The sequence below is a fragment of the Bacillus sp. 17RED48 genome (assembly GCF_019837545.1).
Lineage (GTDB): Bacteria > Bacillota > Bacilli > Bacillales > Bacillaceae_G > Bacillus_A > Bacillus_A wiedmannii.
Map to the genome: position 1 here is coordinate 508,042 of NZ_JADAXG010000004.1, position 10,827 is coordinate 518,868.

The window sequence follows — 10,827 nt, forward strand, 5'->3', positions numbered from 1 at the left end:
CAATTCAATAGTATATTTCAGAATTTTTTTATCTAATTTAATTTTTCTTGTTTTCTCTCTTTTCTTTAATCTAGTTAAAAATTCACGAAAAAAATACTCAATTTCAAACTACATACTTACTATTTTTCATTAGTAATCCATCCAAAATAGTTAAACAAAAGAGATATACCTTAATTGGCATACCTCTTTCAAAGAATAAGTTTACATAATAATATTATTTATATCTCTCCAACAATAGGCTGTCTCTTCTACCTGTACTCGCTCTAAAAATTTTGTATCAATTTTTTCTGGATTAAATTTTTCATAAAAATTTTTAGAAGGATTATTCGTAACAACCCATACTAAAAGTGATTGCATATCATTATTTATACATTCTGATAATAGAGATTGAAATAACTTTTGTCCTATTTTCATTCCTTGATACTCTTGTAAAAGGTAGATCGCATATAATTCCCCATCACAATTATATGCACCACTTCTTTCCACTCCCCCGTCAATGAATCCGATTATTGTTTCATCTGACGTCTCTGCTACAAATCTATATTGGTATTTATCTTCTTGTTGAAAAATGTTTTCCCATTGTTTTTCTCGTTGCTCATATGTTATATTTTCTAAAAATTCGTCAGCAAATATCCCTTTATACGTTGTTTTCCAGCTATCAACATGCACCTTTGCTATACCTCGTATATCATCTTTTATCGCTCTTCTAATATGTATTTCCATCATTTCTCCCCCTTGTTATTCATCATTATATCAATTTTTTCCCTTAAAAATCCAAATAAAAAAGAGTGAATGCACTTCACTCTTTTTTATCACAATTATCTACTTTCCACTTCAACTGAAACAACACGATCAATCTCTTTCAGGGAACTATATAACTCTGTTGTATATAAATCTTCTGGAGCTAAAATAACCATTTCCAGTTGCTGAAATGCTCCACTATCTATATCTTTAATTTTCACGCGTTTCACATGCATACCTAAATTTTTAATTTGCTTAAATATACCATCTAACTCATGATGCTCTTTTACAGTAATTTTTATAGATAAATCTTTTTGTCTTAATGAATACGGACCTGCAATTTTCACAAGTTGTGGAAGTACGTTAATTGCTAAAATAATTAAAATCATTGCAACCGTCGCTTGTAAATAAAAGCCTGCCCCAATTGCTATACCTAAAGCTGAAGCAGCCCACACCATAGAAGCTGTCGTTAATCCAGAAATAACATCATTACTTCTTCGTAAAATAACACCTGCCCCAAGAAAACCAATCCCACTCACAATTTGAGCAGCTAGACGCATTGGATCCATATTTGTATGCCCTGGAACAGAATATACATGTACGGCTTCAATTGAAACCATCGTAATTAAACAACTTGCTACAGAAATAACCATACTTGTTTTCACACCAAGCGGTTTATTCTTTAGCTGCCTATCTATCCCGATGAATAATCCTAAAAAGAGTGCTAAACCTAATTTGAGTAAAAATTCATATGACATATTTCCATTCTCCTTACTTTACAATATTCCCCTTGGAATAATTCACTATAACTCTTTTATGATATCAATTCCAGTCTTTTCTATTCATTCAACGTAAAAAACCGAAAAAACATTTGTAACGATGTTTCTCCGGCTTTTTATTATGCTTAAGATTCTTCTTTATTTCTGATCTTTAATCTTAATCTCTGCATCTTTGTAGAATGCTAATTTACTGTCATTATACTCTTTTGTAAAATTGTTAAATTGCTCTTTTGATTTTTGTGCTTCCACAGTTAATTCATTAACAGCCTTAACTTTTTCACCAATCTCTTTTAATTTCGTTTCTTTTACTTTTAATTTTTCATACAGTTCTTTTTCAGTCGCTAACGCCTTCGTATAATTTTCATTCATCTTTTGGAATGCATCATAACGTTTTTTATACGACTCTTCTACCGCTTTCGCTTGTTTTTGTAACTTCTTATCTTCAAGCTTCTCTATATTTCCTTGAACAGATTTTGTTTCTTTCTGAGCTTTTTCTAGCATTTCTTTCTCATTTTTCAATACTTTTTCACGGTCATCTACATTTGCAGTAGCTTGCTCTATTTTCTTCATAACAGCGTCATTATGATCTTTACCTTCTTGTAAAATTTGAGAATATAGCTCTTGACCTTCATTCTCTAATTTCTCTAATTTCTTCGCTTCATCAACTAATGATTTTTCTTGTGTCGCTGCTGTTTCAAAAGCTGTGTATAGATTTTCTTCTGGTTTTTCACCGAAACAACCTGTTAATAGTCCTACTGATAGTGCTCCAACTACTGCTACTTTTCCATACTTCAACGTTCATTCCTCCATTACATACGGTTATCATGCCAGAGATTCACTGGGAAGTGACTCTCTTCATGATAAGCTTCAAACTCATAACCCTTTTCTTTTAACCCTTTTAAAATTGCTGGCACAGCAGCAACTGATTGTGGGTGAATGTCATGCATTAAAATAACTTCCTGTGGTTTTGTTGCATTTGTTAATACGTTTTGAGCAATTTGTGCTGCCGCTGCATCAACTTGCATTTTGTTATATTTCCAATCTAATGAATCAATTGTCCAATCCCATACTTTAAAACCGCCCTCTACCACTTTATTTCGAAGACCTTCATTTAATCCAGGCTTCGAACCGTATGGTGGACGTGTTAATTTAGGTGATTTTCCAATAATATTTGCGATTAAGCTTTGATTTTCTTTCATTTCATTTACATACTCGCCATTTTTATATAACTTCGCAAAATTATGTGTCATACTATGCATACCTACATAATGACCCTCTGCATTTTCACGTTTCACTATATCCGGAAATTCTTTTACATTCGCTCCAATTAAAAAGAACGTCGCCTTCGCATCATGCTGTTTTAACATATTTAACAATTCAGCCGTATATTTCCCTGGGCCATCATCAAATGTAAGATAAGCAACTTTTCTTTCTTTTCCATTAAAACGACTTGGTGCCGTTTTATTCATTTCTACTTTCGGTTGTTCACTTGCAAGCTGTACTACGTTTTCTTGTTTTGCAACAGCCTTTGCTGGTGAAGTAATGGATTGAAACATGAAATACCCAATAGCTACTGCTGCAATCGCTATTAAAACGACTACTACTCGTTTAATTTTAAAAGCTTTTTCCATTCTATCGAATTCCTCTCCCTATTAATCTTATATATAAATCACCCAATATAATTATACATCTATTTATTTTATTACACTATATAAACAGACCTATATATGTATTATAGTGGGAGTTTTATCAAAATGGTTGTTCCTATTCCTTCTTTACTTATAAAATTAAGTGTGCCTCCATGAAGCTCTATCATTTTTTTAACGATGGCTAAACCGAGACCTGCACCTGTAGCATTGTTATTAATCTGGTAAAATGACTGTTCTATATACGGTAAATGCTCTTTAGCAATTCCAATCCCTTCGTCTTTCACCTTGATCACTGCTTGTCCTTCATTTTTAGTCGCTTCAATATGAATTGTACCTTTTTCATGTGAATATTTAATAGCATTTTGAACGATATTCAAGAAAATTTGCTTTAGCCTATTTCGATCTCCCATCAATTCAATTCTTTCTATCGTATTAATAAATTGAATTTGTTTCTCTTCAGCGTTTGGAGTTAATTGCCAAATCGTCTCCTCTAGTATATCGTACATTTGTACATTTTGTTTATATAAATTAAAATGATTTGATTGTAATCTTGAAAAATCTAGCAATTCTTCTACTAAATGAATCAATCGGTCTGTCTCACCTGAAATAATTCCCATGCCTTGCTTTATCTCTTCTTCTGTTAAATGATCTACCGTTTTTAACGTCTCACTCCAACCTTTAATTCCAGTTAAAGGCGTTCGTATTTCATGAGAAATAGAAGCAATGAATTCATTTTTCATCTGTTCCGCTTTTTCTATTTTATTAGACATATGATTTAAACTATATGCTAACTCACCTAATTCACCTGGATAATCTTCTTTAATTTTCTTCTTTAATGTACCTTCTGCAATTTGTGAAGAAGCATGAATAATAGATTCGATAGGTTTAACAAACGAATTCGCTAATCGTCTACTGATTAAGAATACGATACCAGAAATGACAATTCCAACTGAAATAGTAAACATAATAATTTCAATAATCTTTGCATTTACACTCGTTAAAACAGTCGTATATTTCAAAACACCTATCGTTTGTCCTTGATGAATAAGTGGACTAATCACTTCTAATTGTTTCACATTTTCTTTCGTAGCAGTCACTTGATGATACATTTCTCCTTCTAGTAACGAATACGGAATAACTACTTTACCTTCTACCTTTTGTCCACTTGACGATTGTATAATCGTACCATGTCGATCAATTAATTGTAATTCAGTTCCTTCTAACTGAAAGCTCTCAATTATATCCCCGCTGTATTCTTGCAAACGAATAAAGTATAGGGAATTGTATTCAGAGAAAAATCGTGTACTTGTCTTCGCATGAGATTCTATATATTGCACAATACCATTATAATAATATCGATAAATGGAGACTGAAAATACGACTTCAAATAATACAAGCATAAGTATAATGACCGTCATAAAATATAAAGTCACTTTTCTTTTCATCTTATACTTTCCTTCCACACATATCCTTTTCCCCACACAGTAAGAATAAATTCAGGTTCTGATGGATTACATTCTATCTTTTGGCGTAACCGCCTCATATTTACATCTACTACTTTCGTCTCACCTACATAATTCGTTCCCCAAATCATATTTAAAATTTCATCACGTGAAACCGGCTTTGAAGCCTGATTCATCAAATACTGTAATATCATATACTCTGTAGGGGTTAAATCAACTAACTGTCCACTTTTATATAATCTTTCTTCTATAACATTTAACGAAAACGGGCCAGATATGATCGTATTCGCTTTTTCATCATGTACTTCTATTCTTCTTAGTAACGATTGTATACGTGCAGTTAGTTCCACTGGACTAAACGGCTTTGCGATATAATCATCTGCACCAATTCCTAGTCCTTGTACTTTATCTTCATTTTGTACGCGTGCGCTTAACATAATAATACCTATTTTCTTATTTTCTTCCCGGATGGATTTACAAACTTGAAAACCATCAATTCCTGGTAACATTACATCAAGTAATGCTACATCAACAGTATGTTCACATAAAATCTGTAACGCCTCTTCTCCCGTACTAGCTTCTAACACATAAAATCCAGCACGTTTCAAATTCAAGACGATAAAACTACGAATAGGCATTTCATCTTCTAAAACTAAAATTGTTGGCATAATTTCCACCTCCCTACTCTTGTTGATAATCCGCTAGCGGTTTTACATATGCTTTCACTTTTTCAAAATGTGATTGTTTCGGTACAGCATATACGTGAGAAGCTGTTTTAACTGTTGCTTCGTATCCTTTTATTTTGAACCATTCTTTCCGCTTAAATATATGGACTTCAAGCCATAGTTCATTTGTACTTGTCTCCAAAAACTTTTGAGAATTTGATTCCTTTTGCTCATCTGCTATCGTAATTTTTCCAATTAACTCTTCAGGAATTTTCACATAATATCCTTTTTCTATATCGATATATCTTTCTTCAATTGGTTTAATTCCAGATTCACTCCACTGTATGTAACGTTCAAAAAGCGGACTATCACCATGTGATTTATCTTCCCAACCTTGCGGACGCACTGTACGAACAAATTCAATAATGCCGTCTTCATTAACATCTTTACTTTCTACAACATATTCATTGAACAAATCTTCTTTCCCATCTATAGGCAATACCTCATAATGACCCTTATCAAATTTTGCTACATATGTTATCCCTGAATGAGCGCCAACACCTGCGTCAATTACAACCGCCTTTAGTGATTCAGAAATGCGGCCCATTTGTATTCTTTGAATGCTATTTATAAATGGATCGAATGATGCTTCAGATAAAGTTTTAAATTGTTCCATAAACTCAACTGTCAACTTCTCATCTTTTTCATACGTAACAAGGCTTATATCTTTCAGTCCATTTTTATTTAAATCCTCTATGAATAACTTCGTATAACTTCGATTATATATTTCCTTCATATCTTCATTTTCTTCCGAAAAAACATACATAACATGTTCTAACGATTCACGACTTACAGAAATTCCGATTAATAACTCTCGCTTCCCGTTCCCTGTAAAATCACCGACTTCAACGATATCTACATCTCCACCATCAAATCTATGCGTGGACTTTACTTTCCAGCCATTTCCAAATTCTTCATAGACAGCTAAATATACGCTATGATCTTCATTCGGTAATTTATAAAATAAGATGGCTTCTTTCTTATTATCTTGTTTAAAATCCATTGACCAAATCATCTGTTTATCTTTATTAGACATTGGAGTAAGCAATCGATAATTAACAGGCAAATCTTTATCTATTTGCTCTTTTAGTTCATTAATCCATTTTTCATTGGCGGGAGCACTCATTAAACTTGTTGGAGCTTCAGACATTTTACATCCAGTCAACATAAAAATGATTCCCATAATGCCTATCCATTTCTGCATATGATATCTTTCCTTATTACAGATTTTCATTATTTCTCTTTACTTTTTGCTTCTCCAATATTCTCATACATATGAGTATAATTTTTCTAAAATAAAAAATCGTTACAGAAAAGTTACAAATCCATTCCGATAAAAAAAGATTGGCGAAAGCCAATCTTTTTTTATTATTCATTTCGAACTGGTTTTGGCGTTACACCTAAATGCTCATTTAATTTTTTCGAAATATCTTTTACGTTTTTTTCGTTTGGAATGTAATAATAAATACCTCCGATACGTTTATCCGTACCTTCTATTTGCATTTTTTCCATTTCCAAATTAGATCCTGCCATATTTTTTGTAATTGCAAGCATATCATCGAAAGTTAAGTTCGTTTTCATATTTTTATCAACCGCATCAAGTAAAGAGCCCATTTTGCTAATTGATTGCACAGACATCGCTTTTTTTGCAATTGCTTCTATTACAAGTTGTTGTCTTTGTCCACGCATTGCGTCACTATCAATTTTACGCGTTCTTGCAAGTGCAAGTGCTTGTTCTCCATTTAAATGTTGGAAGCCTTTTTCTAAATGAATCATACCCGCTTGGTCTTTACTATCTTGCTCTGTGAAAGTAACAGGTACATCAATATCAATACCACCAAGTGAATCGACAATTTGTACGAATGATTCAAAGTTAAACTTCACATAATAATCAACAGGAACATTTAAAAATCTTTCCACTGTATCTCGTGTACTTTCAACACCACCAAATACGTGTGCGTGTGTAATTTTATCTAATTTCTTTCTAGATGGGATATATACACGTGAATCACGCGGAATACTTACTAATTTAACTGATTTATCATCTTTATTAATTGTTGCTAATAAAAGTGCATCTGTGCGAACAGCTTCACCATATTGACTTTTTCGCATTTCACTACCATCTACACCCATGATTAAAATTGAAATGTTATCCTTTAAAGGTTCAACTTCTTTATCACGCTTCGATGACTTATCAATTTGTGCATACGCATCACTTACAACAGCTTTTGCTTTATTATATATTAATGATCCATATCCTACTCCTCCAAAAATAAGTAGGAAAAATGGAATTAAAATGAACCATTTTATTGACCTTCTTTTAGAACGTTTTTTATTACTTCTCGTATTTTGTTCTAATTCAGAGCTCATCTTCATTCGCCTCTCTTTCTCTTTCCCTAGTATAATGTATGTCTAGTATTCTTCATATTGAATTTCCTTTCAAACACCTTACATTTTTGTAAGGTTACATGATGAATCCAATATGTATTCCATTTCACATTATACTCTCGTGCTTATTTTTGGCAAGTCACTATTTTCCAACTTCAAATATTTAACACTTCGCAACATCCGAAATTACAGATTTATAAATTTATCCGTTTCGAATCCTTCAATTTTCACCTAAAAAATCAGCAATGCAACAATACATTGCATTTTATTTTTTCTCGAACGGTGTATACATTGTTTTCTTCCCATGATTATAAATGAAAGCGGATTTTGCTTTTAGTTTCACCTTATCTATTTCTATCTCTTCATTTGAGAAATTCACAATAATTTTAATATCTTTTCCATATGAGGCAGATTGGACTAATTTATCTTCTGACAAATATGCAAAGTTCGTCATTTCTTCTTTTACTGCCTTTTCATGAACTTCATTCCAAACTTTTAGATGCTGCGTAATTTCTTGTTTATGTTTATTCCACTCTACTTCATCTAAATGGTACAACGGAGGCACATTATACAATAACTCATATAACATTCGGTTTCCTACCTCATCTTTTACTTTCAAACTTCCCCATTCCCAGTGGTGCGTTGTAATTACAGAATCGTTGTATACTAATTTATATAACGGTACCGAATATACTGGATTTAAATATACTTGTTTATATTCTTCTTTTAACGGTACTTGTTTTGCATATTTTTCTGGAACATTTTGATTCGGCGACCAATATCCGCCCACATAATACGGACTTGTTTTATTTTTCCTCATATCTTCATCGTCCCATTTAATAACAGGCGTTTCAATGCCGTGAGCAAATGCAATCGTGCTACTTGCAAAGTCATTTCCGCCTTCTGAGCCAACTACCATACCTTTTTCTTGCGCAATATAATCCATTCGTTGCAACCTTGCTTTTAAATCTTGTTCTTGTGTCGTTATATGTTTGGCCGAATAATCATCATAAATTTCACCTGTTGCATCACAATCAATAAACCATGAATTATATTTAGGTCCATTTTGTAATATCTCGTTCATTCGCTCTTTTACACTAGGAAGAGATAAAGTTGGATTTAATTTTCGCCCTCTACCTAAAAATCCTTGCACTTTTTCTCCATTTTTCTTCGTCACAGTTGCCTCTTCATATAGCGATGAATCCTGAAAAGAAGCTGTATTCCAATTTTTATCAGCTTTTTCGTGAATAGAATGATAAGAATCATACGGACCAACTAAATATCCTATTTTCTTAGCTTCTGTCACGAAATCAGGCTGCATATACCCTTGTTCCCAGTTCGGTAGCCCAATCCATGCATTGTCTATTCCTGATTCTTTCATTTCCTTTATAATATCCGTTCCATCTGCCTTACCCCATTTACTTACTTCTTCAACCGCATCACCGAGCGCCGACTTTAATACATGCTTATTTAAGTTATATAACTCCATCTTCGATAAGTGATCTACCCCTTTGTTTAATAACTCACTAGCCTTCTGATCAACATTTTGGAAAATATCCTTTTTATACAATTCCTTCATTGATAATACTTCATTTACATAACGCAAAATAACATTTTTTTGGTACTTATCAATGAAATCTTGTTTACTTACTTGCTCAAACACACTCAGTTCTCCAGGCTCCGAACTATTCTTTTGAATAAGCCCTTTTATATGACTAAACACAGGACTATTTATTTGTTCTCTTATCTTCGGCCAATTTATGTTACTGTCAGACAAACCATTTTGATTCCAAAAATAAAAATGAGCCGCACCATAAAGTTTTTCAATCTCTTTATTTTTTCTAGCTTTTTCTTGTAATGTTTTAAATTCACCTTTTTGAGCAATATTATCCTTATACAGTTTAGCAATACTGACTGCATCATTATTTGTCACATATAATTGAAATCCATATGCTTTATTTTTATTTATACGCGGGAATTCATGTATAAAATCAAATCCTATTTTCGGATCGGAATGAAATTTCAATTCATTATTAAACATATTGTTCGCAATATATACAATGGAATATTTCGAACCATTTAACGCAAAAAACTTCATAGAAAATGATTCAGCAAATGAATATGCATCATCCTTTAAAAACTTCTTCCAATTTTCATCATTACTCGGAATTTGCTTTCCTTCCCATAACGGAAGTGTATAATTTTCAGCTTGTACTTTCGGCCATGTAAAACTTTCTGCACCAGTCGATTCCACTTCAATATTTAAGTGATCTTTTTTCTTTTCTAGATTCACTTTTACTTTTTGATCTGGATATTCCCAAGATGTGCGACCCTTGTCTTTTTTTACATTCGACACCTTCATTTTCGGTAACGGCTGTGATGCCTGTTCCTTTACACCATCATGTTCTACAGTTAACGTGAAAGTCTCTGGATTTACATCGTAAGTGAACTCTTTATAGGTCGCTTTCTTTACCTTAGACTCTTGTACAGTATTGCTACCTTTTACATCACACCCGACTAAAGTCGAAAATGGCATCGTTGTAAGAAGACATATTGCTATCATTTTTTTCATCTTCTGCACCTCCACCACTGAATATACAGGAGCTTTGTTACAGGAATGTGGCAAAAAAATAGAACCAGCATAATGCTAGCTCTATTTTGAGTATTATAAATAAATGTGTATGAACACCTATAATCTGCTTAAAGTATATGTAGTACAATAACCGTGTTTTTTCATCTCCACTAAATATAAAAGCAAATAATTCGAAGCTTTAACATGCATTTCTTAACTAAAAAAATAAGTGTATATAATATACCCTAAAACTAGCACTAAAATTACTAGCGCTGTACCTTTCCAATTCATACCACCCGCCATATCAACTGGACTACCTGTTTCAGCTCTGTTGAGTCCATCATGTAAAGAACCGGTAGGATTATTTTTCAATTCACTTTGCCTTACACGTTCTCTTTTTTCTTCTGGTGACTCTTTATTCATATAATCACCTCCAAATTAATACACGCTTTACTAAATTATACATTATTACTTTTCTTATATATGCCAACTGAAAAGATATTTACAACA

10 protein-coding genes are annotated in these 10,827 nt (G+C 32.7%); all 10 read right to left on the reverse strand.

What is annotated here, in order from left to right:
• Positions 1–201: 201 nt before the first annotated feature.
• Positions 202–723: a GNAT family N-acetyltransferase gene (locus ILT06_RS19670; RefSeq protein ID WP_222655388.1), complete on the reverse strand. Its 522-nt coding sequence runs from the start codon at positions 721–723 to the stop codon at positions 202–204.
• Between the two features lie 95 nt (positions 724–818).
• On the reverse strand, positions 819–1,499 hold the full coding sequence (locus ILT06_RS19675; protein WP_000119503.1) for an MgtC/SapB family protein: 681 nt from the start codon (positions 1,497–1,499) through the stop codon (positions 819–821).
• A gap of 159 nt (positions 1,500–1,658) precedes the next feature.
• Positions 1,659–2,315 carry a YkyA family protein gene (locus tag ILT06_RS19680; protein ID WP_064474229.1) on the reverse strand — a complete coding sequence of 219 codons (657 nt, stop codon included), beginning with the start codon at positions 2,313–2,315 and terminating at the stop codon, positions 1,659–1,661.
• Between the two features lie 14 nt (positions 2,316–2,329).
• The gene (locus ILT06_RS19685; protein WP_222655389.1) at positions 2,330–3,151 is read right to left on the reverse strand and encodes a peptidoglycan-N-acetylglucosamine deacetylase; all 822 of its coding nucleotides are present in this window, start codon (positions 3,149–3,151) and stop codon (positions 2,330–2,332) included.
• Between the two features lie 101 nt (positions 3,152–3,252).
• Positions 3,253–4,614: a sensor histidine kinase gene (locus ILT06_RS19690; protein WP_222655390.1), complete on the reverse strand. Its 1,362-nt coding sequence runs from the start codon at positions 4,612–4,614 to the stop codon at positions 3,253–3,255.
• The gene (locus ILT06_RS19695) at positions 4,611–5,300 is read right to left on the reverse strand and encodes a response regulator transcription factor (protein ID WP_064474232.1); all 690 of its coding nucleotides are present in this window, start codon (positions 5,298–5,300) and stop codon (positions 4,611–4,613) included. The genes ILT06_RS19690 and ILT06_RS19695 overlap by 4 nt, the downstream gene beginning before the upstream one ends.
• Before the next feature lie 13 nt (positions 5,301–5,313).
• On the reverse strand, positions 5,314–6,561 hold the full coding sequence (locus ILT06_RS19700) for a hypothetical protein (protein WP_222655391.1): 1,248 nt from the start codon (positions 6,559–6,561) through the stop codon (positions 5,314–5,316).
• 164 nt (positions 6,562–6,725) lie between these two features.
• Entirely contained in the window at positions 6,726–7,727 is a 1,002-nt protein-coding gene (locus tag ILT06_RS19705) for an LCP family protein (RefSeq protein WP_000093639.1), read from the reverse strand.
• A gap of 283 nt (positions 7,728–8,010) precedes the next feature.
• A complete protein-coding gene (locus ILT06_RS19710; protein WP_064474234.1) occupies positions 8,011–10,317 on the reverse strand; it encodes a glycoside hydrolase in 2,307 nt (768 codons plus the stop codon).
• Between the two features lie 213 nt (positions 10,318–10,530).
• Entirely contained in the window at positions 10,531–10,740 is a 210-nt protein-coding gene (locus ILT06_RS19715; protein ID WP_064474235.1) for a DUF6366 family protein, read from the reverse strand.
• Positions 10,741–10,827 lie beyond the last annotated feature (87 nt).

Coding starts and splice junctions, on each gene's coding strand:
- ILT06_RS19705 (WP_000093639.1), bottom strand. CDS start 7,727: ATGAGCTCTGAATTAGAACAAAATACGAGAAGTAATAAAAAACGTTCT.
- ILT06_RS19695 (WP_064474232.1), bottom strand. CDS start 5,300: ATGCCAACAATTTTAGTTTTAGAAGATGAAATGCCTATTCGTAGTTTT.
- ILT06_RS19670 (WP_222655388.1), bottom strand. CDS start 723: ATGGAAATACATATTAGAAGAGCGATAAAAGATGATATACGAGGTATA.
- ILT06_RS19690 (WP_222655390.1), bottom strand. CDS start 4,614: ATGAAAAGAAAAGTGACTTTATATTTTATGACGGTCATTATACTTATG.
- ILT06_RS19710 (WP_064474234.1), bottom strand. CDS start 10,317: ATGAAAAAAATGATAGCAATATGTCTTCTTACAACGATGCCATTTTCG.
- ILT06_RS19675 (WP_000119503.1), bottom strand. CDS start 1,499: ATGTCATATGAATTTTTACTCAAATTAGGTTTAGCACTCTTTTTAGGA.
- ILT06_RS19700 (WP_222655391.1), bottom strand. CDS start 6,561: ATGCAGAAATGGATAGGCATTATGGGAATCATTTTTATGTTGACTGGA.
- ILT06_RS19715 (WP_064474235.1), bottom strand. CDS start 10,740: ATGAATAAAGAGTCACCAGAAGAAAAAAGAGAACGTGTAAGGCAAAGT.
- ILT06_RS19685 (WP_222655389.1), bottom strand. CDS start 3,151: ATGGAAAAAGCTTTTAAAATTAAACGAGTAGTAGTCGTTTTAATAGCG.